20 protein-coding genes and 1 pseudogene are annotated in these 26,990 nt (G+C 49.0%); 10 read left to right on the top strand and 11 right to left on the bottom strand.

Going from position 1 to position 26,990, the window contains the following annotated elements; all coding sequences use genetic code 11:
* Positions 1-81 precede the first annotated feature (81 nt).
* Positions 82-873 carry an alpha/beta fold hydrolase gene (locus EPA93_RS46495; protein ID WP_129894090.1) on the top strand — a complete coding sequence of 264 codons (792 nt, stop codon included), beginning with the start codon at positions 82-84 and terminating at the stop codon, positions 871-873.
* 211 nt (positions 874-1,084) lie between these two features.
* Here EPA93_RS46495 and EPA93_RS46490 read toward each other — a convergent pair.
* The 5 genes and pseudogenes from EPA93_RS46490 to EPA93_RS48900 form a co-directional block, all read right to left on the bottom strand.
* A pseudogene (locus tag EPA93_RS46490) lies at positions 1,085-1,897 on the bottom strand (IS5 family transposase); the annotation flags it as partial.
* Positions 1,898-2,172: 275 nt separating this feature from the next.
* Entirely contained in the window at positions 2,173-2,355 is a 183-nt protein-coding gene (locus EPA93_RS46485; RefSeq protein WP_129894089.1) for a hypothetical protein, read from the bottom strand.
* A gap of 518 nt (positions 2,356-2,873) precedes the next feature.
* A complete protein-coding gene (locus tag EPA93_RS46480) occupies positions 2,874-3,902 on the bottom strand; it encodes a hypothetical protein (protein ID WP_129894088.1) in 1,029 nt (342 codons plus the stop codon).
* 266 nt (positions 3,903-4,168) lie between these two features.
* Complete coding sequence (locus EPA93_RS46475; RefSeq protein WP_129894087.1) at positions 4,169-4,996, bottom strand: SDR family oxidoreductase; 828 nt, start codon at positions 4,994-4,996, stop codon at positions 4,169-4,171.
* A 470-nt stretch (positions 4,997-5,466) separates the two neighbouring features.
* Positions 5,467-5,622, bottom strand: coding sequence for a hypothetical protein (locus EPA93_RS48900; RefSeq protein WP_165423856.1), 156 nt, complete (start codon positions 5,620-5,622; stop codon positions 5,467-5,469).
* 116 nt (positions 5,623-5,738) lie between these two features.
* Between EPA93_RS48900 and EPA93_RS48895 the strand changes: the two genes are divergently transcribed.
* Positions 5,739-6,197: a DUF4352 domain-containing protein gene (locus EPA93_RS48895; RefSeq protein ID WP_165423855.1), complete on the top strand. Its 459-nt coding sequence runs from the start codon at positions 5,739-5,741 to the stop codon at positions 6,195-6,197.
* A 76-nt stretch (positions 6,198-6,273) separates the two neighbouring features.
* Here EPA93_RS48895 and EPA93_RS46465 read toward each other — a convergent pair whose 3' ends face one another.
* Positions 6,274-7,893: an APC family permease gene (locus EPA93_RS46465; protein WP_129894085.1), complete on the bottom strand. Its 1,620-nt coding sequence runs from the start codon at positions 7,891-7,893 to the stop codon at positions 6,274-6,276.
* 34 nt (positions 7,894-7,927) lie between these two features.
* Complete coding sequence (locus tag EPA93_RS46460) at positions 7,928-9,409, bottom strand: APC family permease (protein WP_165423854.1); 1,482 nt, start codon at positions 9,407-9,409, stop codon at positions 7,928-7,930.
* A gap of 506 nt (positions 9,410-9,915) precedes the next feature.
* Between EPA93_RS46460 and EPA93_RS46455 the strand changes: the two genes are divergently transcribed.
* From EPA93_RS46455 to fxsT, 4 genes are all read left to right on the top strand, one after another.
* Positions 9,916-10,533, top strand: a complete 618-nt coding sequence (locus EPA93_RS46455) for a TetR/AcrR family transcriptional regulator (RefSeq protein WP_129894083.1) — start codon at positions 9,916-9,918, stop codon at positions 10,531-10,533.
* A 111-nt stretch (positions 10,534-10,644) separates the two neighbouring features.
* Complete coding sequence (locus EPA93_RS46450) at positions 10,645-11,070, top strand: DUF6640 family protein (protein WP_129894082.1); 426 nt, start codon at positions 10,645-10,647, stop codon at positions 11,068-11,070.
* A gap of 270 nt (positions 11,071-11,340) precedes the next feature.
* Positions 11,341-14,211 (top strand): tetratricopeptide repeat protein, encoded by a 2,871-nt coding sequence (locus EPA93_RS46445; protein ID WP_129894081.1) that lies wholly within the window; start codon positions 11,341-11,343, stop codon positions 14,209-14,211.
* A gap of 1,338 nt (positions 14,212-15,549) precedes the next feature.
* The gene (gene fxsT / locus EPA93_RS46440; RefSeq protein WP_165423853.1) at positions 15,550-18,507 is read left to right on the top strand and encodes an FxSxx-COOH system tetratricopeptide repeat protein; all 2,958 of its coding nucleotides are present in this window, start codon (positions 15,550-15,552) and stop codon (positions 18,505-18,507) included.
* Between the two features lie 74 nt (positions 18,508-18,581).
* Here the strand turns inward: fxsT and EPA93_RS46435 are convergent, their stop codons facing one another.
* Both EPA93_RS46435 and EPA93_RS46430 read right to left on the bottom strand, forming a co-directional pair.
* The gene (locus EPA93_RS46435; protein WP_129894079.1) at positions 18,582-19,088 is read right to left on the bottom strand and encodes a hypothetical protein; all 507 of its coding nucleotides are present in this window, start codon (positions 19,086-19,088) and stop codon (positions 18,582-18,584) included.
* 204 nt (positions 19,089-19,292) lie between these two features.
* Positions 19,293-19,937 (bottom strand): response regulator, encoded by a 645-nt coding sequence (locus EPA93_RS46430; RefSeq protein WP_340689254.1) that lies wholly within the window; start codon positions 19,935-19,937, stop codon positions 19,293-19,295.
* Positions 19,938-20,211: 274 nt separating this feature from the next.
* On the opposite strand from EPA93_RS46430, the gene EPA93_RS46425 reads away from it, so the two are divergent.
* The 3 genes from EPA93_RS46425 (at position 20,212) to EPA93_RS46415 (ending at position 23,301) form a co-directional block, all read left to right on the top strand.
* Positions 20,212-21,459 carry an NAD(P)/FAD-dependent oxidoreductase gene (locus tag EPA93_RS46425; RefSeq protein ID WP_129894077.1) on the top strand — a complete coding sequence of 416 codons (1,248 nt, stop codon included), beginning with the start codon at positions 20,212-20,214 and terminating at the stop codon, positions 21,457-21,459.
* A gap of 118 nt (positions 21,460-21,577) precedes the next feature.
* A complete protein-coding gene (locus EPA93_RS46420; protein WP_129894076.1) occupies positions 21,578-22,456 on the top strand; it encodes a haloalkane dehalogenase in 879 nt (292 codons plus the stop codon).
* A gap of 125 nt (positions 22,457-22,581) precedes the next feature.
* On the top strand, positions 22,582-23,301 hold the full coding sequence (locus EPA93_RS46415; protein WP_129894075.1) for a DUF6022 family protein: 720 nt from the start codon (positions 22,582-22,584) through the stop codon (positions 23,299-23,301).
* 107 nt (positions 23,302-23,408) lie between these two features.
* Here the strand turns inward: EPA93_RS46415 and EPA93_RS46410 are convergent, their stop codons facing one another.
* Positions 23,409-23,948, bottom strand: coding sequence for a hypothetical protein (locus EPA93_RS46410; protein WP_129894074.1), 540 nt, complete (start codon positions 23,946-23,948; stop codon positions 23,409-23,411).
* A 979-nt stretch (positions 23,949-24,927) separates the two neighbouring features.
* Between EPA93_RS46410 and EPA93_RS46405 the strand changes: the two genes are divergently transcribed.
* Positions 24,928-26,460 carry a PfkB family carbohydrate kinase gene (locus EPA93_RS46405; RefSeq protein WP_129894073.1) on the top strand — a complete coding sequence of 511 codons (1,533 nt, stop codon included), beginning with the start codon at positions 24,928-24,930 and terminating at the stop codon, positions 26,458-26,460.
* Positions 26,461-26,565: 105 nt separating this feature from the next.
* On the opposite strand, the gene EPA93_RS46400 is transcribed toward EPA93_RS46405, so the two are convergent.
* The gene (locus EPA93_RS46400; protein WP_129894072.1) at positions 26,566-26,949 is read right to left on the bottom strand and encodes a DUF2255 family protein; all 384 of its coding nucleotides are present in this window, start codon (positions 26,947-26,949) and stop codon (positions 26,566-26,568) included.
* Positions 26,950-26,990: the final 41 nt, after the last annotated feature.

Raw genomic sequence — 26,990 nt, 5'->3', positions numbered from 1 at the left:
AAACGCGCAAGATGGGAGAAGTTCTGCGCTTCACTTCCGAAGTATAATGAACCTGATCAACTAGTAACGAAGGGAGATTTTATGACGAAGGTACAATCAGCCGACGGCACAGGCATTGCCTATGATCAGGTAGGCAGCGGACCAGCGGTCATCCTGGTAGATGGCGCCATGTGCTATCGGGCATTGGGGCCTATGCGGCCACTGTCAACCTTACTGGTGCCACACTTCACGGTATTTGCCTATGATCGTCGGGGGCGTGGCGAGAGCACGGATACGCAGCCATTTGCTGTTGAGCGTGAAATTGAAGATATCGAGGCATTGATCGACGAAGCCGGGGGATCGGCGTTCGTGTATGGCATCTCCTCCGGCGCCGCCCTGGCTTTGGAGGCCACTATCAAGCTCGACGGGAAGGTGAAGAAACTGGCTCTGTATGAAGCTGCATACAATGATGATGCCGCCGCCGGGCAAGGGTGGAGAACCTACCGCAAACAGCTTGCGGAAGTGCTTGCAGAGGGCCGCAAGGGCGACGCAGTCGGGCTCTTTCTGATGCGGGTGGGGATGCCCGCTGAGCAGCTTGAGGGGATGCGTCAGCAGCCCATGTGGCCGATGTTTGAAGCGATTGGGCCAACTCTGGCCTACGATGCCGCAGCCCTCGGTGAAGATGGCTCGGTTCCCACCGCGAAGGCCGCTTGCGTCGCGGTGCCAACGCTGGTCATGGATGGCTCAGCTTCTTTTCCGTTTATGCACGCAACAGCAGTAGCACTGGCAAAGGCCATTCCCAATGCCAAGCATCGCGTTCTGCAAGGTCAGACCCACGAAGTTCAGGCCGAGGTCCTTGCTCCTGTGCTTGTTGAGTTCTTCAATCGCAGCTAACGGCTCGCCCAAAAATGAGGAAAATGCGACGAGAAGGAGAAAACCGCTCCCTCAACACCCCTTGTGGTTCGGGGGAGCGGTCCTCTCTCGCCTTTCTGGTCAATGAGAGGCAGCAGCCTGCGTATGCGATGGGCGATCAGACCGCTATCGTCGTTCGCGACGGAGCAGTCGAAGTGGTCTGCGAAGGCCATTGGAAACGGTTTGCGCCTTCATGGGATGGTTGAGAACTGGTTCGTAGATGCCGCGCCAAACGAGCGAGGAGCAGCCGAATCATCGCCACCTGGATCAGTGTTTCACTCGTTTGCACGTTTCGCTCGTCGTCCTTACTTATTCTCCTGTGACGAGAAATCCAACTGAATGTTCGCTCCACCACCCAACGGCGCGGCACCACACTGAAACCGCGGGTGCCTGGCTTGCGTTCCACGACCTCCAGTTCCCACTCTCCTGTGGCTTGACACCACTGAGCTAACTCTTGCCCGCGATAGGCCGCGTCTGCCCAGATCTTTTTGAGGCAGGGGACAAAGAACTTGAGCCCTGCAAGCAGACAACGGGCTCCCTTGGTATCATGCGTGTCGGCAGGAGTCACATAGACGGAAATGGGGAGACCCAGCGTGTCTACGAGGATGTGCCGTTTGCGCCCTTTGATGTGTTTGTGGGCATCGTAGCCACAGATCCTAGACGACTCCTCGACGGTTTTCACGCTTTGGGAATCCATGCTCGCTGCACTTGGGTCAGGATGCCTTCCTTGTCGTTCGCGTTCAGCTCGGTGCAGTGCCCGCCACAAGAGCGTCCAGGTGCCCTTGAGACGTAAGCGGCGAAAATGAGAGAACACCGTTTGCCACGGTGGGAAGTTGGCTGGGAGGTAGCGAAACGTCCAGCCCGTGCGCAGGACGTAGAAAATGGCATCAAAAATGGAACGCAGAGAGTGGATCGGCGGTCTGCCACGCTTGGGCTGTGCGGGAAGATAGCGTTGCAGACACGCCCACTCCCTCTCAGAAAGATTGCTGGGATAACTCGTACTCATCCTCCCAGTGTATCATGTGAGGCCATCTCTGCGCTTAACAAAACACGGTCTTAGACATAGCGAGCTGGTTACCCGATTACGCCAGCAGCCAAACGAGGTGGCAGAGCTGCTGTGAAGAACGTTTCTCAGAAGTATTTTGAGAAATATCAGTTGGTCGCATAGATTTTTGTGGGGAGAGAGATTTTCCTATACTGATACTGAAAAAATCAATGCCGACAAGCTACTACAAGGAAGGCTCGTCGGCATTCAAACAAATATACTACCATGAACCACATTTACTTGCGGCGTTCGTTTTCACTATCTTCATCATAGGAAAAAACGTGACGTCCCGATAAACAATAGTATTGTAATTCTCCATCAGCGTCAGTATCAGGAAGATCCTCATTAATATCCGTGAGTAAAACGCCCTCTTCCTGATCCCATGGGCAAGTCTGATACTTGATCTGCTCTAAATTCATTTTTCCCCTCATTCTTATGATATGTCTATCTCTTGTCGAGAGAACTTCCTGCTCTATCCGTAGCATGAGCGATCAAGGAGAGGAAGTGACAAGATTGTCTTTATGAAGCAGGTCACCTTTTTTTCTGCTTCCTCTACTGACTCTATAGACTGTTTTTGACATCCTCAATAAAAATAGGCCCTATGGATATTAAGTACTATTAAATCCTCACAAAATATGCTGCCTGATTCGTCATTGTCAACTGCGGTCCCAAAGTGAGATATTTCCGGGATAATTGTCAGCTTTGGCGAGAAATGAGCTCTCTCCTCTAGAAAGCCAGCAATAGCCAGACAAAAGACTGGAGAACTAAGAGACAATAATTAAAAAGATTGGAAGGCAGTAAAGAATGCCACTAGAGCTTGATTAAGCTAACTGGTGGCATAGTATCGAAACGCAATAGGCCAGGAGAGATCAGATCGGGAGCCTTGCCTGCTCAATTGAATCACTGAGTGCCATACCTTATAAACAATGACTGGTACCTATTGAACTGGCGAAGAAACTTCGCTATGCATACGCAGCAAGGCAGCAATGGTCTCAGGCAAACGCCGTCCCATACCACACTCAGTGGCCACACCAAAATCTGCCATAGCTTTTTGGGCTGCGGCTATGCGCTCTTTGGCTCCTGCAACACCATCTGTGTAGTGCATTAATCCTAGATAGAACTCGGTTTCCGGCTTGAGGTGGAGTTGTCGTAATGGAGCGAAATAGGCATCATCTGCGCGGTTACGCGGGACAGGCATATGAAGCCAGTGCAAAGGCCTTTGCAATCGGGAGGCAAGAGCATTGGCAACATCTACAAGTTTAGCTGTATCGGCGGGCTGCTTAAAGTGTTGATGACCGGAGTCACCATAACAAAGATGGTAGCCAAGCTCAACCTGCGCAGGGACTTCCTCGCCTAACCTGATTAAGCGTTGGAGGATCTCATCTTCTACATTTGTAAAAAAAGTAGGCATAACACCTTCTAAAAGTGCAAATTCGATAGCAGTATCCCACTGAATAGCCAGTTCATGCAGGGGAATAGCCGTTGTAATGCGCTTCAGCTCAGCAATCATGGCGGCTTCATAAGCTGGTTCTACCGCAGCCTGATCGCTAAGCTGAATAAAAGTTGTGATGGGAGCAATAGGTGTAGGAAGGCAGACCTGAAAGCGGCAATGAGCAGGAATATGACCAGCTTTTTTTAATTGTGCAAATAACATATAGGATTCGATAGCTGCTTCGGCATAGCCCAGCTCCTTAAATAAGAGCGTTTCCGCGGATGAGCGAAGCGCCAAACGAGGGCCCGGGGCATATCCCTGAGAAGAGGAAGATACATCTTCCAACATCTCTGTTCGAGCCAGAAAAGGATACTGCCATCTAATCCAGTTGCTGCGCGCACCCGTTTCTCCATCAGGGATGCGGCGCAACCAGCTGCCGAGAAGCGAGCTCACCGTGCTAAAGACCTCCTGGGCACTGGCCAAAGGAACGCTGCCTACTAAATGAGCGCCGTGCGGTTGCTGGATATGGGCCATTATACATACCTCCAGATGTTAGCAAATAAGATAAATAGATATACATGAATGTACAGCCACCATTTAGGGTTAAAGAAGGAATAAAATTCTTGTGGGCAGTCTTACCAGGCTATTCTAGCCTGTAGCGGAGAGATAAGGGCAACCGTGCAAATACAGATCGCTCAAACAAAGAGGCTGGCAAGAAGTTTTCCAACCTCTCTTTCTCCTCACATGTAGGTAAATAGCTGAGGCAGAAAAATAAGACGCGCACAATATGCCTGACCCTCTTAGACGCCACTAAAGGCCGAAAATCCTCCGTCAACGGGGATCATTATTCCCGTGACAAAAGCTGATGCCGGGCTCACCAGCCATAACAAAGTTCCGACCAGATCTTCCGGAGCACCTAAACGCCGCATTGGCGTATGATCGATAATCGTTTGTCCGCGAGGCGTCAACGTGCCAGCTTCAACGTTAGTTAGCAGAGCACGATTTTGCTCGGTCAGGAAAAAGCCAGGAGCCATGGCATTTACACGTATATGCGAACCATATTCCTGTGCCATGTGAACCGCCAGCCACTGCGTAAAATTACCAATCGCGGCTTTCGCAGCATTATACGCTACTGTACGCGTGAGAGGGCGCAACGAAGCCATAGAAGCCACATTGACAATACAGCCCTTACCCCGTTCGGCCATCCCTCTTCCAAAAACCTGGCAAGCCTGCAAGGTTCCTGTAAAATTCAGACGTATTGCCTCATCAATAGCTTGCTCAGTTAAGTCAAAAAAGGAACGTTCAGGCGACGTAACCGCTTGAGGCAAATTTCCTCCGGCTGCATTGACTAAAATATCTATGGAACCAAAAGCCGCAATGCTTTGCTCAAGCGCGCGCTCCAGCGCCGCCCGTGCAGTCACATCGCAGGCGATCCCAATTGCTTCGCCACCAGCGGCACCAATCTCTTCGGCCACCTTAGCTGCAGTCTCTGCATGCCGTCCAATGACCACAACCTTCACCCCGGCTTGAGCAAGACCGAGCGCCATCGTCCGGCCAAGCACTCCACTCCCTCCGGTAATTACAGCAACCTGCCCCTGTACATCAAAGAGTGTGTGATGGTTTGGCATAAACTATTCTACCCATTTCTATGCTAAAAAATTACTGTTTAGCTCCGAAGGACAAGAGGCCGTCCGCCTCTCATTTATAGAGGCTCTATCCAAAGGAGCTCTCATTTATTGTAACATCAATGGGCTCATTCTGCCTTACACAGTGTTCCAGTTTTGAAAGCGCCGCTTGTTTTGCCGATGTGCTTCGAAGCAGGCATTCGGTGTACTTCACATTACTAGCCACGTCCACTTCTAAAAGAAAGCATCAGGAATGGCAACAAAGTTATATAGCTACCTTCATCCACTAAACCAGGTGTCGCATTGGATAAGAAGCTTCTCCATAATTTTAACAGCCCAGGAACAAAGGCTGGATTTTCTGTTAGATGCAAAAGAACAAGATTTATGTTATTTTTAACTCCTCAGCCCGTTTATATAACATATATACTTATATATTTTACATCTGAAGGGTAGATAATAAGTCAAAGGAGAAATCATGTATCAACAACCACCCCAACAACCTTCAGGATATCCAAATCCCTTGCCTGGATATCCACAACCACAGCAACCAGCATATCCACAACCAGCACAGCCTGGCTTTCCGCCTCCTGGGGTATATCTTCCACCGCAGCAAACGCCAATACCACCATCTTTTATGCCTAAGCAAGAGCCTAGAAAACCAAAGATATGGCCATGGCTCATCGCATGTATTCTCTGCCTCATCGTTGGTTACGCGGCCGGGTCAGCTATCAACAAGAGCCCGTCAATGTCTGCAAGTACCACAACCGACAAGACTATAGCTTCTACGGCCAACACTACAATAGGTAATCAGCAAACACCAAGCCATCATAAAATCGGAGAAACAGTGGCCAGCAGCGGATGGCAAATAACTGTTAATAAGGTCTCGACATCATCAGGAAATGATTTTCTCAAGCCGAAGGACGGCCATATTTTCCTTGAAATCAACGTTACCATGAAGAATCTAACCTCGGAAACGCAGACTGCATCAAGTCTGGCCATGTGGGACTTAAAGAGCCTGCCTGATGGACAAAAACAGAACATTGGGCTAGGCGACACCCCAGGACCGGAGGGCAAAGTGGAAGCAGGGGGAGCCCTGACCGGTACATTAACATACGAAGTACCAACCAATATAAAGCAATATACCCTTAGCTTTACGGGCTCGCTGCTCGACAATACGCTTACTATATGGAATATTAATCTCTAACATTCCAAGCAAAACCGGCTCCCTTCAAATTGAGGGGAGCCAGTCGTCCTACTTAAGCCGAAAATGGATCGGAGCGTTAATCAACATCCCCGCGAATAATGCGTCCCATCCCCTCATATCTCTCAGGCGTGTTACGCGAGAGATAAAAGGCATAGATGAGGCCAGCAACTATCCATATCAGCACAAAGAGCGGGAGGATATTTGTGGGAAAAGGCGTAGCGGCAAAGCCGAGATCTGTAAAGAAATTTCCAATTGGCCCAGGAATAGCGGGCATTACAAAAGAAATAAGGGGAATCAAGAGCGTAAGCGTGCTCAGAAGAGGAGCGACAATATGGCGCAAGATATTGAAGCTCTTCTTATCAAAGCGCAGAGCAAAGAGCGGCGCTGAGATGTTCACCATAATATATACAATGATAAAGGCAATTGTTCCGGTCGTTGCCAGCCAGGTGTAAGGGTTAATGCCATCGGTCTGCGTATAGACTTTTCCATCGGGAATTCCTAAGGCATAACTAACGCTATTATCCGCGTTAGTTTTCTGGATCACGAAGGCGAAGGCAAGAATAATCACAATACTGAAGAGCGACTGGGCCAGGATAGCAATATGCGGGCTACGATACTTGGGATGTGTTTTGCCGAACCTGGGCGGCAAAATATGCTCGCGTCCCATAGCATAGAGGTAGCGCACCATGCCATTATGGAAGGCCAGCCCACAGGCCAGAGCGCTGGTACTGATAGCAACGATCATGAGGGCCTGAAGCCAGCCGCCCACATACTGCGTGGCAAGTGTGTAATAGGGAAGAGAGGCTGTGCCAAACTTGTCTACTGCATGCTCCCAGCCAACACCAATCGTCGCCGAGTAGGCTGTCCACACATATAAAACGATCAGGAAGGCAATAACCGAGAAGATAGCAATGGGTACAGCCCGGCGTGGGTTGCGCGCCTCTTCTCCATAGACAGCTCCAGCCTCAAAGCCTACCCATGACCATACGCCCAGGGCCATCGCTATGCCGATGCCCAACAAGCCTCCAGGAGCGGCCCCTTTGAGGCTGGCCCCGGCAGCCGTAAAAGTATGGGTAATGTCATGTCCGCTGGCTCCCCCGTGCACGCTAATAACCAGATCCAGGATAACCAGTATTCCCACTTCTAAGATCAAGAAAGGGGCCATCGCATAGACAGACCACTTGACATCGAAATAGGAAAGCATAAAAATCAAGATTGCACCAATCAGGGCATAGGTGACCCAACCTCCAAAGAGATGGAAACCCAGATAGGTGGAGAAAGAATTGTTGGTATATGAGCCAAAGGCCCCTAATAGTGCGGCTTCAAAGAGGGCATAACCGCCCATCATTAGCCATCCAGCTTGAAAAGCTGTACCTCTGCCCAGGCTATGGCGCACCCAGGTATAAAAACCGCCTGCAGAGGTCAAACGACGCGATAAGTAGACAATAGAAACGCCAAGCAGAAGCAATCCTAGACCCGCGAGCAAGAAAACCAGTGGCGTTGTCGCTCCAGCTTGAGCCGCCATCGGCTGCACATTAAATAACATTGCCGAAATAGGAGCAGAGCCGGCAATACAGAAATAGAGAACTCCCGGCAGACCTATCGCATTTTTATGGAGCTTATCAACATCGGCATTATCAACGTCAACAGTTCCTTGTAACGTTTCCTTTGGAAAAATCTCATCTTGAGTTGCCATACATGGTACCTCCAAATTACTTGGACTTCTTTATTTATACCTTGGTCTCTCTATTTATCATCCCTTCCCATAATGCCTCACTGCTCGCTAGCATACTCCCTATCGTCGCAATGATAATGCAAACGAACGTAACGCCACCGATTGCATACAGCCAGTGCAGATTGTCTAGCAAATTTACGATCCAGGAATAGAACAAGGAATCAATAATAGCTAGAATGCAAGAGAGAGAACCCAGTACACAGCATATTCCCAGCAAAGGGAGAGGAAATATTTGGTGGTGACGAAAACCTGCTTTATCCCGGAAGTAGAAGATAGCAACATCTACGAACAAAAAGAGCGTCGAGAAGGCCCACACTAATGTAGAGGACGCCAGCAAGACATTGTACACGATAGTAGTCGTATCTGCTGTGTTAGCAATCAACGGAACCCCAATAAAGACTAGGAATGTCACCACGACCGCAAAGATGGTTTGGAGCCAGATAGCTCGGGAAGGAATACGATGCTTATTTAGCTTGCCCATAAAGGCGGGCAGGCGCTGGTCAATAGCGGCAACAAATGGAAGCCGGCTATATGTATAGCTATATACAGCTATGCTCATTAGAAAAAAGCTCATCAAGCAAATAGCCGCAATATTGCCGGCCACTTTGCCTAATCCTTTATCGACAGTGCTGATCAAAGAGAAGGGTGTAGCTGATGCTTGCTCAGGTCCCATTACCGCCAACAAAGCAAATGTTGCGATGAAATAGCCAGCAAAGACCAGAATAGTACCCCAGACCAGATGCTTTCTGATCGCCTGACGATCTTTAAGCTCACCCGCCATATTCAATGGCCCTTCAACGCCTAGATAGGCCAGAGTAACCAGGCCAAAGACATTTACGTTGCCTGTACCTGGCTGCCAATTAATGCTCCAATCGGCAAGATGAGAAAAACTTGTGGCTGAAGCATGTCCCTGAATGAGCCAGCTGATGCTAGCCAATCCGATGAGGGCAACAGCACAAAAGGTAAGCACTATCACAACATTGATGATATTCTGGACAACGCGAAATCTTTGTGTCGCTATCATGCCCGAAAAAAGAAGCACTACAGCAATAACCGCCCCTTGCTGAATCGGGCTAGTCAGCCAATCTTTGTTCAATCCTTGTAGAAAACTCACAATCACGTCGCCAGCACTAATCATCACTAGAATAGCTGGAAACCAGGCGCAGAATGCACTGAAGAAGCTCCAAAAGCCTCCAAAGGCTTTATGTGTCCAGTTATAGAGCGAGCCTTCGTAAGGCAGCATGACTCCCAGCTGAGCAGTCACAATTACTGAAGGCAGGAAAAAAGTTATACCCCCCAGTAGCCAGTAAGTGAAAGCTGATACCCCTCCCGTTACCGCAGTAGTTGCATTGGTAATATAGAAAACTATCATCAGGTACGTTGCAGTCAGGTCATATGTCCCAAGGATAGAAGGCATAGTCTCAACTGCATAAACTTCTGATACAAGCAATGGTGGCTTTATAACCTCCTTCTTCATAAAATTTTCTTGTTTTATCATATGCACATATACCCTTTCCTCCTCTTTGGGTTAGCTGCATTATACTAATTTCAAGCTCTTAATCCATAATGATTACATATCAATGTTCAGAGCATGAAAATATATTCGATATTTTACAAGCTGCTACTGTTCTTGTGACCAAGCTAGTACTAATTACTTATAACAGTATTCTTATTAATCACGCTAATTATAAGAATTTTGCTCATTATAAGAAATTTCCCCATATTAATACTACATATTCTATCTAATCGTTAATACGGCATGCTTGCTTTGTTTGATTAATAACGGCATGCTTGCTTTGTTTGATTAATAAACGCGTAATGGGATATATATAAATCACTAAAGAGGACGCTGATTAAAAGGCAAGGACTTCTCTTGATGCCTTCTGTCTCTCTATCAGGCTCTCTTATTCACTTGACACTCCCAAAAATAGAATGTACAATCCAATCATAGAATAATCATTCTAAAATAGGAGTAGGTAGGCAATGAGCCGAGTAGATGTACGCTCGATCAGAAGAAAGCAAATCCTGGATGCAGCTGAGCGCCTGGCTGTCAAGCGCGGGTGGGCGGAGATTACGATTCTAGATATTTGCCAGGAAGCTGGAGTTTCTTCTGGAGTTTTGACATATCATTTCCAGAGTAAAGATGAGATTATGTTAGCTCTTTTAGAAGAGTTTATCGGTCGTCTTGATACCCATTTGAATAAGGCCGTACGCGGCTCAAAGACGCCAGAAGAAGATATCAATAACTTCTTACAAGCGCTTACCATGTCATTGGAGGATGACCCACACTTTCCACCTCTCTTGATCCATTTTGTCGCTGCTTCCTTGAGTCGACCAGAAATCGCTGAACGCTTGCATGCCCTCTTTGGAGCCATTCGAGAGCGCAAGATCGAAGAGCTAAGAGCTATGGAAGCAGTGGGAGAAGAGGAGAAAGACAAAGTGCTTATCCTGGTAAACATGCTCCATATCGTGACCCTGGGAGTAGTCCTGGCCCGCCCGATACTGGGAATCGATTTGCCGTACGAGCGCCTTACAGAGGAAGCCAGGTCTCTTTTGCTTATGTGCTTCTCATCCTTAAAAAGAGGAATTCAGGAAACATAAGCTGACATACGTTTTCACGTTAAGGCTTGCCGCCATTTATAGGTAGGCATATGTCAAGACGACATGTCGTCTCTACGAATCGTCGTCCCAAGCTGAAAGGCAGAGAAAACAATGGATATCTGGTTCAATCTGGCAAGAATACTGGTTAGCTTCGTAGCAATTGCCACAGTAATTGGAGGAGCCGTGGCTGACCTGGGCTTTGCCGCAAACATGCACATGTCCAATCCCCATTGGCCACCCCATGCCAAATTTCATAATGGACAAACAATCTGGTTGGGCGTCTTTCTAGGGCTTCTCGCGCTCTGGCTGCTCTGGTTTCCCGGTGGAAATCGCTTGCTCCAATTTCACCTCGGAGTTGTAATAGCGTCTCTTTACTGGTTTTCCATGCTTGGAGCAAACTTACTTCCAGGCACGCGCTGGATTGATCCTGAATTCGAAAAGGCTGAAGCAACTACCTCTACGTTGGCACCTCAGCAGCGCCTTATGTTTGTATTGCTTGCTCTATTGCTCGTCAGTGAGCTTCTTCAGCGTCTCTAGGCTCTCTATCCAGAGGATTGGAATCTTACCCTGATCTCGCTATAGAGAGAATCCAATCCCCTGGAAACGCAAACAGGAGTAGTTAGATGTTCGCTAACTAAAAATGAAACAGCGTTTCCACACAAACATCTTCACAGCACACCCATTCCCCATCATGTGACTCGCGAATCTCCTGCTTCAAATACACATTATATACATCATTATTAATCTATGCTACAATAAAAAAGTAGTACGAACCGCGGGGAATAAAGAACAATAGGTAGGCCTAATGTGAGTCTTTCACTACCTTCAGAGCCCGTCAATGTTTTCTTCTCGTTAGCACCTCAAGACGAGAACCTGTTTGAGGAATTACGCAAACATTTGATGCCCTTGAAACGTCAGGGCATTATCGACTTGCGCTACGATAGCCTGATAAGTGCAGGAAGTGATTTCATTGATGCTATACGATCGTTTATCAGCACTGCAGACATTATCGTGTTACTGATCAGCTCCGACTTTCTTGCCTCGGATCAGTGCATCGAGGTAGAAATGCAGTATGTGCTTAAACAACGCGCGTCTAGAGCGAGCCATGTGATTACAGTCCTTCTGCGCCCAACAGGCTGGCTAAGCTATCCGCAATATATTCTCCTTCCATCAAACGGGAAAGCAGTAAGTATCTGGAACAATCAGGACTCTGCGCTTGCCGAGGTAGCAAGAGGCATCTATCGCGTAATAGAGGAATTCGCCAGGTGGTTGGCAGGCACCACAACGCCGGTAAAGCCTCCACAATTTCCCATATCTACGCTCCCTTATCGACACAACTTATTCTTCACAGATCGAGACGAGGCACTCCAAATACTCCATCGTGGCTTCACAGACCAGCAAACAACACAAACGCTTGTCCAGACGCTTCATGGCTTGGGAGGCATGGGCAAGACGCTCCTGGCAATGGAATATGCTCATCGCTACCAAAAAGAGTATCAAGCCACCCTCTGGCTTAACGCTGAATCCCGTAAGCTCTTAAGCGCGCAGCTTCTCTCGCTCGCCCGGCTACTTGGCATACCGGCTCAGGACGAGAGAAACGAACGAGAGCGCATTGCCGCCATCCAGCGTTGGCTACGTCGCCACGATCGCTGGCTACTAGTACTCGACAACCTGGAAGACTCCCATCTATTAAAGCTGCTCATTCCCGCTCAAAGCCGCGGGCATGTCCTTGTGATCACATCCTTCCAGACTATAGAAGATGCGGTCAATACTATTTCAGTCTCTCCTCTCTCAACAGAAGACGGAGCATTACTTTTACTCAAGCGCGCTGGAATGCTTAACAATGCATCAGAAGAAGACGACCTACAAGCCCGCGAAATCGTTAAGGAGGTCGAAGGGTATCCACTGGCTATCGACCAAGCAGGGGCATATGTCAAGGAGACTCGGCAAACGCTTACCGAGTACCTCAACTACTATCGGCAACAACGTGCCAAGCTGCTGAAAATTCGCGGGCGTTTAGCAATCGATCATCCAGCCTCGGTGGCAGCCACACTTTCATTGACCCTGAAAAAGCTCGCCCGAAGCGACTCCTCTGCGCTGGAGCTTCTCTACCTTCTAGCATTTCTGTATCCCGAGGTTCTCCCCAACGAAATGCTCCAGCATGGTACAGCTTTTTTGGAAGGCCCGCTACGCGCGTTCTCCACTAATCCTCTTGCCTTAGATGCTGCGATCGATACCCTTATCAAGTTCTCGCTGGTTCAGCGCCATGCAGAAGCGACAACATTGAACATGCCTCGTATCATTCAGTCAGTCATCAGACAACATCTGAAGAAAAAGCAACAGCGTCAATTTGCACAACAGGCAGTACGCCTGCTTAATGCCATCTTCCCCGCTATTAGTTTCAAGACCTGGAAAGCATGTGAAAGATATATCCCCCAGGCTCAGCACTGCGCCGGTCTCATCCAGGACTTCAATCTCACTTTGAAGGAAGGTCCCTTGCTCTTAGAGCGACTTGGCTCCTATTATGCCCAGCATGGCTGCTATGATGAAGCCGAATCCTACCTGACGCAGGCCCTACACTTGCAAGAGCGCCTGCGACAGAGAGAGCCTACAGACACCGCTCAGATCCTCAACTCACTGGGCCTGCTCTACCAGCAACAAGCCCGCTATCAACTCGCCGAAGCGTATCACAAGCGCGCACTCAAGTTACGAAAGCAGGTATTAAGTCCGGAGCATCCCAAGATAGCCGAAAGCTTGCATAACCTCGCCTTGCTCTATGGGGATCAAGGAGAATATCAACGCGCCGAGCAGTTCTATCTGTATGTAATTGCTTTGCAAGAGCGTGCCACAGGGAGCAACCACGCGAATGTTGCCAAATCGCTCAATAATCTCGGACTGATATACTTCCACCAGGGCCGCTACGCCCAGGCTGAGGCCACTTACCAGCGCGCGTTGGCAATCTACAGGCACTGTTTGCCCGCTAATCATCCTGACCTGATGCACCCTCTAGATGGTTTGGGCGCACTCGCCGAGGCCCAAGGCAAGTACCTACAAGCCCAGGAGCGCTATCAGGAAGCATTCGCTATTTGCAAGCAAGCGCTGGGAGAGATACATCCAGAGGCTGCCCACTGTATCAATAAATTAGCAGATATCGCTGAGATAAAAGGTAACTATCAAGAGGCTGAGTCGCACTATCTACGGGCAATATCTATTGGTGAACAGGCTCTAGGAACAGATCATCCCGATGTCGCTCTCTTCCTCAATAATTTAGCTTTTCTTGTTCATAGGCAAGGACAGTATCAACGCGCTGAGGAACTTTATAGGCGCGCACTGAACATTTACGAACAAGTCCTGGGAGCAGACCATCCTGACTTCGCCAGCGTCTTGAATAATCTGGGAAAGCTCTTTATTAATATGGGTGATGAGGAACGTGCGGAAAAACTCCTGCGACAAGCCATGATCATCTACGAAAAGCGTTTGCCTCCAACCCATCCTGATATTGCCTTGGCCTTGAGTGATCTGGCCGAGCTTCTAGGCAAACAACATCGCTATATAGAAGCAGAGCCGCTGTATGAACGGGCTATAGCTATTCTTCAAAGCCAAACAACTCCACATCCTGACCTTACCTTTGTACAAGATAGGTATGCATCTTTGCAGGAGCACCGCAATAAAAAATAGGGAACTGTACGCAGCTCAGGAAGATTAGGGTCAGTTATGCCAGATGCTGCGTATGATATTTCTTTGAGGATATATCATTGTTCCTGAGGATTAGGTATGCCAATTCTTTTGTGAGGACGCTTCACTCTTTGTGACCCCTGATCGCCCTCTCTTGCGGGCTTTTGAGGCGGAGGCTGAGGGGGTTGCGGCCTGGTAGGATCAGGCTTCTTACCACCTTTTTTCTCATCATCCGCTGAAACAGGGCAATCCACCATTTCCAGCAGAAACGCCTCTTGCTCTAGCGCTAAGATGCCGGTATTGCTTAGCATGCCAGTAGAACAAAAATACATCAGTATGTCCGTTTTTGCTAAACGAGACTTGCCTGACATATTTCTCTCGGGGCTTAGGATGCGGCTTTGCAAGCTGGATGTGGGGAGATCGAAATACTTAGAGGAGCAATATCTGGTCCATAGAGGCAATTTGGCAGGTTTATCTTGTGTATCATGGACCCGACAATAGTCTGTAAGAAGAAGCTGAGAGGAAGAAAATATTCCAAATTTTGTGGTAAATAGACAAAATAGATTCGCAAGAAGGCGTGAAGGCGATACTCCCCACCTTCCCTTGCCGCTAACCTTCGCCTTGCTATTTATACGTATCGATGTATCTATCTGGGGGGGGGTATGTGTAGCCATGCCCAATGATAGGGGTGCGGGTCCACTACGCAACAATACCGCTTGCTTCCTAAAAGGCTCTACGGATCTGAGTATGGCATAGCCACATAATGCCGAAAAGAGCTCAGGAACTTTTTGCGCTAATGTTGCTCTCATTGACACTTACCTCTCTTAAAAATCCTCTAAATCGGCCTGGCGCATATAGATATGTATCTATTTACTGCTAAAAAATTTTCCCAAGGAAATAGAAATGGTTTGTAGGGCCGATTTGCGCAATGTTAGAGTCCCTTAACATTCCTAAAGTACAGGGAAATGAGCAACTCCAACGAATATAAGGATAACATAGAAAAGCTTTTTATGCCATATTTTCAGCCACTTTTCTGCGGCTAGAAGCTTCTTTTTGATAAGCCATAGGCCTTCAAAGAGAACAAGCTAGCGAGCCTACCCTTCAGCCAGGCTCCAGCGCCGTAGGAACCGTATCGCCAGCCAGGCCAGCAATCAGCTCCATTATCCTTGCTATAAGAAATACAGTTGCGTTCCATCGCGCACCCTCTACACATAGAGCTTGTATACAAAGCCAGTTTCTCATGCTAAAATACATGGAAAAATATATATTGCTAAAGTTAGCCTTCTCACGCTTGCGTGCAATTTTTATGCAGCTTGCTTCAGTTCGGGAGAGATGCCTGATATGTCTTTTACATCGCTTTCTCAGGCTGTTAAGATCTTTTTTTCTTATGCAACTTCCTCTCCAAAAGATAAGCGCCTGTTCAAAAAGCTTGCAGCACACTTGAGCGTTTTGCGACGACAGCGCCTTATTGACGAATGGTATGATAGCGCCATCAGTGTAGGCAACAACTTCTCGCAAATCATTGAGAATCAGCTTCGCTCAGCCGATATTATCGTCCTACTAATTAGCGCCGAGTTTTTGGCCTCGCCGCGCTGCTATGAATACGAGATGCAAAGAGCTCTTGAGCTCAGTACCTCCGGCAAGGCACGCTTGATCCCAGTTATTTTATCTCCTATTGACTGGGAAACACTTCCCCTCGTCAACTACGCCCCACTCCCCATGGGAGGCACTCCCCTAAGTCTTAAACGCAATCTTGATGCAGGTCTTGTTGAGGTAGCACAAGGCATTCGTAAAGTTGTCGAAGAGCTAGCAGGCCAGCTAAAGAGGGTACGTATACGCTTAGCCACGCCAAAGCTCCCTATGTGCCACTGCTCTTACCGGCAGAATGCTTTCTTTACCGATCGAGAAACGATTTTAGAGGCAGTTTCCTCTTCTTTCACCTTCGCTCAGACCCGGCAGCCACGTATACTGACCCTAAACGGTCTGGGAGGCATAGGAAAAACGCAGATTGCTTTGGAATATCTCCATCGCACATCTCATCTGTACCGCTCCATTGTATGGCTTAACTCCTCATCTCGCGAAACATTAAGCACCGAGGTAAGTAACCTGGCCGAGAAACTTGGGCTGCCAGAGCGAGATCATGCAGATGAAGGCCAGCTCTTTGCCGCCGTCAAAGACTGGTTACAAAATCAGACAAGCTGGTTGCTTGTGCTCGATCACCTCGACGATCTCGCGCTCATCGACTTGATTGTTCCCTCCCAGGGTAGCGGCCACGTCATTCTGACCACACATATACAGACATTGGGGGAAATCACCTCAATGATCCCTATCACTCAGCTTGACATCGATGCAAGCGTGCTCTTTTTACTCAAACGGTCTGGGATCATTCGTGGCAAAACGCCGCTTGCCCAAACTCCGCCTGAAGCTATCGAGCAAGCCAGAGCCATTGCCCAGGCCCTTGACGGCTTTCCGCTTGCCCTCGATCAGGCAGGCGCATATCTTGAAGAAACAGGCTGTGGCCTGAACAACTATCTTACTCTTCTCCAGCAGGAGCGTGTGACATTGTTAAGCCGACGTGGACGGATTGTAAGCACGCAGAATCATCCTGAATCTGTGACCATCACGCTGACCCTGGCCATCGAAAAAGTGATCCAGCAAAGACCAACAAATCTACAGCTCTTGCGTTTACTAGCCTTTTTGCAACCTGAAGCTATCCCCTACGAACTACTCGTAGATGGCGCAGCCGAATTAAACGAGCCGCTACGCTCGCTTGCCGCTCAGCCTCTGGCCCTCAACGAAGCGTTAGCCGACCTGCATAGTTACTCCCTGCTCCACTACCTGGCAGACACAACAATATTGCGTATTCGCCGCATCATTCAAGCCGTACTCATCGATGCGCTTCCAAGAAGGCAACAACGCCAATGGGCCAGCCAGGTTATACGCATGGTGAATCGAGTTTTTCCCGAAGTACACTTTGCGGTCAGAGCGAAATGTGAGCGTTATCTCCCACAAGCCCAGCATTGTGCAAGCTTGATTACCCGCTATCAATTGAGCTCGAAAGAAGCCGGGCAGCTTCTTGAGCGCCTGGGCTTTTATTGTTATCAGAAGGCATGCTACCAGGAGGCAGAAAAGTATCTTTCTCAGGCCTTACAGCTACAGGAACAGCACCACCGGGCGGAAGCGCAGGAAATTGCCTCAACCCTTAACGCGCTTGGACTTCTGTATCACCGCCAGGCCAGATATCAAGAAGCTGAGAGCGTACACTTGCGTGCTCTGGAACTTCGCGAACAAGTTCTTGGCCCTACTCATCCTCAAACCGCAGAGAGCCTCTATAACCTGGCTGTCCTATATGGAAGCCTAGGACAATACCAACAAGCTGAGCAGTTTTACCAACGCGTCCTTAGCATAGATGAACAGACAAATGGCCCTGAGCATCCTGGTACCGCCAAAACGCTCAATAACCTGGGGCTGATCTATATGCAGCAGGGGAAGTATACTCAAGCCGAAACAGCATACAAACGCGCACTCGCAATTTATGAACGCACGCTGCCTCCCAACGATCCGGATCTAACATACCCATTGAATGGTCTTGGCGCTCTCGCCGAAAAACATGGAGATTATCAGCAGGCTGAGCTATTCTACCAGCGTGCACTTTTCATCCGAGAGCAAGCTCTGGAAGAAGTACATCCAGACATCGCGTATAGCCTCAATAAATCAGCAAGTGTTTACGAAGCCCAGGGGAAAGATAGGCAAGCAGAGGAGCTCTACCAGCGAGCATTGAGCATCGTCGAAGAAGTACAGGGATCTGACCACCCAGATGTGGCCCTCTATCTCAATAATCTGGCCTTCCTTGCGGACAAAAAGGGAAATCTTCAGCAGGCCGAGCAGTTCTATTTGCGCGCATTGAATATCTATGAGCGGGCCTTTGGAGCAAATCACCCGGCAGTCGCAGATGTGCTTAATAATCTGGGGGTACTATATCGCGACACCCAGGCCAAAGAACGCGCTGAGCCGCTTCTAAAGCGTGCTCTTGCTATCCGCGAGCAGGTCCTGGGTCCTACCCATCCCGATACAGCGCAAAGCCTGAGCAATCTAGCTATTCTACGGGCCTCCCAGCAAGCATACCAGGAAGCAGAAGCCTTGTTCCAACGAGCTCTTGCGCTCCGCCTCCAAACGCTTGGCCCCGACCACTCGCTTGTCGCCCTCACACGAGAAAAATATGCCTTACTGTTGGAGAGCATGAACCGCTACGAAGAGGCAACCCGGCTTCGGCAAACAGCCCAGATCCAAGAAGAGTAATCAGCAAAGGAATTGTTTCAAAACGGCAATTAAGAGTTGCTTACCTCAGCTTCAAGTCAGCTGGGAACAGGCGGCTAGCCTTTGGTTTTTCGATCTTTTTGATCCTGCTGCTCTCGCTTGTCTTTCTTATCAGGCTTTGATTTCGCCTGCTCGGATTTTTTCTTTTCCGATTTTGATTTATCGTCAGCACTTTTCTGATTGTTGGCAAAGGCAAAAAAGGCACATAGTGAGGCAAAAGTAGTAAGTAGGTTATGGGACAGTGAGAAGTTGTATCTTCTTGTTTCTCCTTCTCCAGTTTCTCTTCGCGCAATACATCCAATTATATCTATGTATCTATTTGGGGGGGGTAGAGGCGATTGTTTTACTAACGGCAAGAGCTGTTTACATAAGCTAATACTGCCTGCTTCCTGCTGGAAACTGTTTGTCATCTGCCTGACTTCTTGGAGGACCGAGCTTTGCCCAGGAAGAGATATGCGGCATTCTTTACCACTGAAGAGATAGCGCAAAAGATAGAAAGCCTTGTTATCACGAAACCTAGTTGTAGCGGTCAGCTGGCGATAACTCATCACAACTGCTCTCATTGACGCTATCCCTCTCATATCTTGGCAAGCGGCCATACTCTTACAAAACGCACCATAGATTATATAGAAGATTTTCTATATAACTGTCAAGAAGTCTGGCATAAAATAGCCGAAAATTCTTGGTTTATAGGGCTGGCTTAAACATTCCCTGTATGCAACGCTATCATATTTTATACATGATAAAAAGAGCCAAGCGTTTTCTTCTCATACATCCTTTCCTGGCAAGAGGCCCCTGTGGATAGCCGCCGCAACAGCAGAGGCGCGCGAATCAACCTCAAGCTTGGTATAGATGTTGGTTAAGTAAGCGCGGACAGTGCGCTCAGTAATCCCCAGGCGCTTTGCAATCTCCTTGCTTCGCTCCCCATTGGCAACTCCGGCAAGCACTTCTTGTTCTCGCCTGGTCAATTCTAGAGAAGCGGGTAGAGAAGGAGAATGTGACTTGAAAGCTGGAGGACGGATATATGAAAGTACACGCGCCATAATTTCCGGCTGCATCACAATTTCTCCATGAACGGCCACCCGAATCGCCTGGAAAAGTGTCTCCAACGAGCTTTCTTTGAGCAAATAGCCTGACGCCCCTGCCTGAAATCCACGCAAAATCAGCTCATCTTCATCGAAGGTCGTCAAGATTAGCACGGCAAGTTGTGGCCAATGTTTCCGTAGGCACTTCAGTATGTCTAAACCGCTCATCCCTGGCATGCGCATATCTAGCAAAACTACCTCCGGTTGCAGCTCTTCAATGATACGCAAGGCTGTTGCACCATCGGCTGCATCCCCCACCAGGGCCAGATCATCGCTGGCAGCGAGCATTAAGCGAATACCTTCCTGTATGATAGGATGATCATCAATATTTTGTCCGGCCTGAAATATGCGTATACATCAAGCTGCTTCCTTTCCATCGCTCTTGCCGGGCTGCATCCATGCAATTGCTACAATCAATGTTCGAGCAATATTAGTTCAACTCTTCCCATCACAGAAAGCAATGTTGTCCCAAATCGGACCCTTTAAGCCTCTCTTTTGTTGTGATGAGCAAACACGCTAAACATCACACTTACATTGTGGCAAAAAAATAGTTTGAGCACATTTTTCAGTCAATAGCTGAGTAATAGAAAGGAGGACGGTTATGACACAACCGTCTACCCGTATTCTTGTTCTTGGTGCAGGGATTGCTGGCCTGCTCTTTACCTTGCGCCTGGCAGGCAAGGTATCCCACAAGCCTGTCCAGATCACGCTAGTCGACGAGGCTGATACCTTTATCGTACGCCCTCGACTCCACGAGTTTGCCACCAATCAGCACATCTTTAGTCGCCCGTTCGCTCAAATTCTAAACAAAACACAGGTCCAATTTTTTCAAGGGCGAGCCATCGGCCTTGATCCTGAGCAGCGCCGTGTTACAGTCCTCCATCAGCAAGAGCAGCACGATCTGGAATATGATTACCTGGTCTATGCCCTGGGAAGTATGACAGACCTCCAAAGCGTACCCGGGGTAGAACAGTATGCCTACAGTCTCACGACCAGTGGTCCGTTATCCGCCTCCGCCTTGCGCACAAAACTCCCAGAGATAGAGGCAAGGGGAGGACATGTAGTGGTTGGTGGCGGCGGAGTTACCGGAGTCGAGACCGCTACTCAGATAGCAAGCGTCTATCCTCACATCAAGGTTAGCCTGCTGACGCGGGGAGCATTCGCTCGCGCCTGGGATAACGGCGTCGCCGAGATTTTCCAACGACGGCTAGCAAACCTGGGCGTTGAGATCGTAGACCAGAGCGAGGTGAATACTGTCAGTGCGCAAAGTGTAGTCCTGGAAGGAGGCCAAGAAATAGCCTGCGATCTATGCATCTGGACGGCGGGCTTTGTGGTACCAACATTAGCAAGAGAATCCGGTCTGGCAGTGAATGAGCAAGGCCAGGTCCTTGTCAATCCCTTTCTACACTCGATCTCTCATCCTCAGGTCTATGCAATTGGTGACTCTGCTCTTCCTGTCGAGAGTCCTGGAGTACCTCATGTACGCATGAGCGCCTTCACTGCCTCAATCATGGGCGCACACGCTGCTGATTGCTTAAGCCTTGAACTGGCAGGCAAGACACCCAAACCTCTTAGCTTCGCCTATGTAGCCCAGGCTATTGCTCTTGGGCAAAACAATGCACTGTTTCTCACGCTTTCGCCCGAAGATAGGCCTAAAATGCCCTATATTACGGGCCGACCAGGAGCTCTTACGCGGGAAGCATTCGTGGCCTTTGTCGTAAAAGCTACTCTGGCTCAGTTCCGCTTTCCTGGCATGTTTTCATGGGTTGGGAAAAGGCGCTACGAGCAACAGGAGCAACAGAATATCCATGATAAGCAGTCCTTACGACAACCTGCTCGCCTCTCTTGAGGAAGAACTTGTTAGTTCCGGCTTCCCAGAAACACATGCATTCTACATCGGGGCAGAGCGTGCTTCTTCGGGATGTTGAAATAGTTTCTATGCTAAAGAATAATAGAAAGGGAGTAGCATGCTTAGCTCAATCTTTTCTGAGCAGAAAAAGCGTCAAGTAGTACTGGGACGCGAGATGGCCTATATAGAGGTTGGAAGTGGCGACCCGATAGTGTTCTTCCACGGCAATCCCACCTCCTCTTACCTCTGGCGTAATATCCTGCCCTATGTCCAAACGCTTGGGCGCTGTATCGCACCCGACCTTATCGGTATGGGCGATTCGGCAAAACTAGCAGATAGCGGCCCTGCCTCCTACACCTTCGTTGAGCATCGCCGCTACCTTGATGCCCTCTTAAATCAGCTTGGAGTTGAGGAACGCGTCACGCTGATAGCACATGATTGGGGTTCGGCACTGGGCTTTGATTGGGCATATCGTCACCAGGAAGCTGTGCGCGGCATCGCCTATATGGAAGCAATCGTCAGACCACGAACCTGGAGTGAAGTTCCCTCCCCCTTCCGGGAATACCTTCAAGCCGTGCGCTCACCCGCAGGAGAGCAAATGGTTTTATCACAGAACATCTTTATTGAACGCATACTTCCCGGCGGTGTACTGCGTAGCCTCACTGAAGAAGAGATGGATAATTACCGTCGTCCCTTTATTGAGCCTGGTGAGGCGCGTCGTCCTATGCTGACCTGGCCTCGGCAGGCTCCATTTGATGGTGAGCCTGCCGATGTGACAAATATCATTACAACCTACGGAACGTGGCTATCCCAAAGCCTAATTCCTAAGCTCTTTATTCAGGGCGATCCAGGTTCAATGCCACCGAGCGAACGCGCTTTCTGCCATACCTGGCCCGCTCAATATGAGATCACAGTGCCGGGACGCCACTTTCTCCAGGAAGACGCGCCTGAGGAGATTGGCAGCGCACTGGCAAGCTGGCTACAAACTCTTGGCTAGTTTTAGGCCTTCAAAGCGTTCTATCAGTTTTCCCGTTTCCTGTTGAAGCCCAATTATGCGTAGCAAACAGGATACCGTGCAGGAAAGCATATTATATACACTTAACATAAAAGGAGTCATTTTCGATGAAGTCGTTAGAAACGTTTCTCTCTGAGAAGAGAGAGGTTACCATTCATACGCTGGCAAGCTATATCAAGCAATATATTCATGAAAAGTGCCAATCGCTGTTGCAAGAGCAACAAGAAGAATTGTTGCGCATTTTCGATCAGGCGGGAGAACGTGCCTATGGAGTATTCCAACGCATGCTCTGCCAGCCTATCCAGGAGCAACTTAAGCAAGCTGGCTTTGTCTGTGAGCCAGACTACCCGGGAGATTTTCAGACCTCCTCGTTAGAATACTGGGGACCGCCAGAGGAACGAGAACGCTGCTACTGGAGCACTGTAAAGACAGCGCAAGGAGAAACTTTAGGAACGCTTGTCACTCAGTTCTTTCATGATCATACGCGCTTTCGCATTCCTCGTGATCCTGGGATTCTAGTGCTAGAAGAGACAGAAAACGAAGCTATTATCGCTGAGCTTTCTCATGCCTCTGTACGAATGATGAACAATCTGCAGGCAGACCTCATGCAACGGAGGTGGGCTATCAACCAGGAACCTGACGTCTGGGAGTATAGTATAGAGATGGGGCTTGCCGATTGCCTGGATTCCGAACACGCTGAAATTAGCGGAACACTGCTTGATAATACGCTTTCTCTTTGGGGACACAATGGCTGGGAACTCGTCACGGTCATTCCTCAGCAAGGGCGCTTGATCGGATTTTTCAAGCGACCAGCTAAAAGGAAGTAGCGATGCGGGAACAGAGTGGATGGATCACTTCATGGCAATCCATCCGCTCCATTCCTGGAGCAGAATGAGATCAGAGGATTGTAGGAAGGCTATCGACTGTCTGAGCACTAGGCATGGCTTTCAGCAAGGTGTTTTATGTTCAAGAATTGCTTACGCATCATGAAGAGATCTCCCCAAGGCAAGAAGGCACGCTGCAGGCGTCCAAATCTCTTTTGCGGAAAGCGTAGCAATAGTTTCGCTACCAGACGACAATACTGCTCATCCAGAGGCAGAATGAGATAGCTAATAGCGATCTCCCCAAAAAGTGTGATGGCCGGTGGCGAGGTGAGTACAAGCGTCAGGTGCCGATCGGCCTCAAATTCCACAAGCCGAAAAATAGTCATCACGCGCTGCCCCACTTCTAAATTCTGGAGTTCAGATATGAGGTAGCGAGGACTCCGGTGTCCCCAGTTATCGATCATATCATAACTATATGGTGCGACCCTCAGCTGGCATAACCACTGAAAAAGCGTATGGGCAGGTGCACGAATATCTATAGCACGGAAGTATGTAGCCTCAGCCTCTAGAAGATAGCGATCACAGGGAAATGGCAGCGCTCTTTCAAAAGAAGTAGCTCCCCAATTCACGGGAATAGATTGCAGTCCCATTGGATCACTCCGCCTTTCTCTATTTGTGTTTCTATGCCAAATATTTTCTCTTATCAGAGCATTTGCTCCCTCTTCAATGAGCAGCGCGCAGCCCTCTGCTCACCAGCCCATTTGTCTTTTCCGCTCCATGGCTCCCCTTATTTTCAAACTCCTGAATAATACTGCCTCTTCAAAAATACCATACAGTATGGTATGTAATCAAGGGCAAAGATATGTATTCCGGTCATATTTCTGGGTATCCAGGGGATTTATTTCCTGTCTGATCCACTTAGAAATGACAATGAACGCTTCAAGGTTCCTTGTCAGTCTCTCAGTAACCCTGATCTCGTACTTTACGAGAAAAGATCTGTCTATGGTTGGATACCAATATCTTATTTCTCGATTATATTCATTACAATAAGTAAATCCATATCACCTTAGCATTCAGGCGTATGGACAGATTACAAGTAACCTGATTGATAAACCATGTTAGTTACACGAAGAAATAATCTTCCCACAAGGAGGATCAAGGAATGGGCAGTAAATTTGTTGAGCAGTCCATTGGGCAACTATCAAAACCCCCATCTGTCATTATGGGTTCCCAGAAATATCTGGTCGTCCTCCTACGTTTGGTTAGAACGGAACTATATAAATTGCGTCGGAGGAATTTATCAGGAAGGCCAAAAGAGCACCAACAGAGACAGTTAGCTTACATCTGAAGGGAGAAGTAGAACTCGAACTCATTTCAGCTTATTTGAAAGCACTGAAATAAATGGAACCTGATTTATGACGATGGAGACCAGAAAAACACCATTATTTTCTCTCATAAACTAATATGGTAGAATACAGCATACCAGGGCAACGCTTGGTTGTCTTCTCTCTTCAGTTCGCATGCTGATATTTTCTCTCAAACTCATCCTCGCCATCTACTAGCCTTGCATAGCTTATGGGTGCGATCTGATAGATAGGAAGCAAACATTTTCTTCAGGGGGACTAGAGGATGTATCGTGTCCTTTCTTCCAATGCTCTCGATCTCGTTCACAGCTTTCAAGGGAGACGTATTCTCTTGGTAGGCGATGCGCTTCTTGATAGTTATCTTGAAGGGGAAGCGGCGCGCTTGAGTCGCGACGGTCCGATTCCTGTCGTCCGCAAGACGCTAGAACAGCGGCTCCCGGGAGGAGCTGCAAACGTAGCCGCGAATCTACAAGCCCTTGGGGCTCACGTGTCTTTTGTCAGTGTGGTTGGTAAGGACTTGGCCGGCACATTGCTACGTGAGACGTTGCGCGAGCGTGGCATTGAGGATCGATGGCTTGTGGAAGTGCCAACGATCTCTACTCCGCATAAGCTGCGCATTATGGCTGATGGCCAACATATTGCACGCTTCGATGAGGGAGCTTCCTCTGCCTCTTCCTATCCACACGAAGCGCAACAAGCTCTTCTGGCTCATCTGGACCATCTCTATGCTCTTTGTGATGCAGTTATGCTCTCTGACTATGGCTACGGCGTGCTTTCTTCGGCTCTGATTGCCTGGCTGCACAAGAAATATCAGACACATCCCAAATTTTTCCTTGTGGATGCACAAGATCTAACACCATTTAGCCAGTTCCCGGCCACCATTGTCACTCCAAACGCTCAAGAAGCTAGCCGCTTCGTTAATGGGGACGCCAGGCAGTGGTCTCTTGCCAGCGATGCATCCTGGCCCGAGAAGTTGCAGATCATCGAGCAACTTGCCTGGCGTATGCGCACCTCTCTAGCCACAAAAAATATCGCGATCACACTTGCCGAACATGGCGTCTTCCTCCTGAGCCAACAAGGGCACTGCACCCACTTCCCTGCTCACCCGATTGCTGTCGCCCACGATGTAGGAGCAGGTGATTCTTTTGCCTCAGCGCTCATTCTTGCCCTGGCGGCAGAAGGATCAATAGAGGAGGCGATACGGATTGGCATTGATGCGGCGGGAATTGCAGTGACCAGACCACGCACCGCCGTTGTCTCACATCAGGAGTTGCTCCAGCGCGTGAGCTTACGAGCCTATACTGCGCAGGCTAATTTTACTGAAGAAGGTCACCCACACGCTGCTCTAGCCCGGCTGGCAGCACAGCTAGAAGTCGCGCGCCTTGAAGGTAAAAAGATCGTTTTCACGAATGGAGTATTCGATATCCTCCATGTGGGACATCTTCAATTCCTGCGCCAGGCAAAGGCCCTGGGCGATCTGCTCGTTGTGGGGGTCAATAGCGATGCCAGCGCGCGCAGGCTCAAAGGTCCAGGCCGTCCAATCAATAATGAGCAAGATCGATTGGCCCTGGTTACTGCCCTCGATATGGTAGACGCTACTATTCTCTTTGAGGAGGATACGGCAAGTGAGTTGATTCGAACACTTAGCCCGAATCTCTACGTTAAAGGCGGCGACCACACTGATGCAACGCTGCCCGAAGCCTCTATCGTCCACGAAGTAGGAGGACACATTATTATTCTCCCTCTGGTGGGAAGCATCAGGACCAGCGATGTCATTGCTCGCATTAAACAGCACTAGCTTGTTGTTCCCTTAGCACAGCTAGTGAGAAGGTCGGCACTACAAGCTGTAGGAGGTCGGCCTTCTCTTTGCCATGTGATCAAAGAGAGAGCCTGTCCCGCATATTTACTTCTTTGGCACCAGCTTCAGGGTCGTCGCGCGCGCGCGCGGAGTTAGCATAGGATCGACAAACGTCGCACCATATCGCTGATACTTCGACCGATAAACAGCATCTATCTCGTTATTGAGCGCCTCAGCGTTGCTGGCATCCACAAACGCTACATCCTTCGTCACCCCGCCGGCAACAACGCTTCCCTCGGCACGCAGTTGCGTATGACGAAACCAGGCCGTTTCGCGGCCACGATAGGCTCGCACATACAGCTCATCCCCGACGCGAACAACCCAAATCGTGACAGGCCTGTGAAGCGTGCCATCTGCCCTTAAAGATGCAAGCTGCAGTTCATCCGCCGTACTGATTCTTTCGAGCTCTTGTTGTGTCCAGCCGGTCATTATATAACCTCCCTCGCAGAGCTATTCATATTGCCACTCAT

It is taken from the genome of Ktedonosporobacter rubrisoli (assembly GCF_004208415.1).
GTDB lineage: Bacteria > Chloroflexota > Ktedonobacteria > Ktedonobacterales > Ktedonobacteraceae > Ktedonosporobacter > Ktedonosporobacter rubrisoli.
The sequence above is the reverse complement of the archived record's forward strand: the minus strand, read 5'-3'. Positions and strand labels throughout refer to the sequence as shown.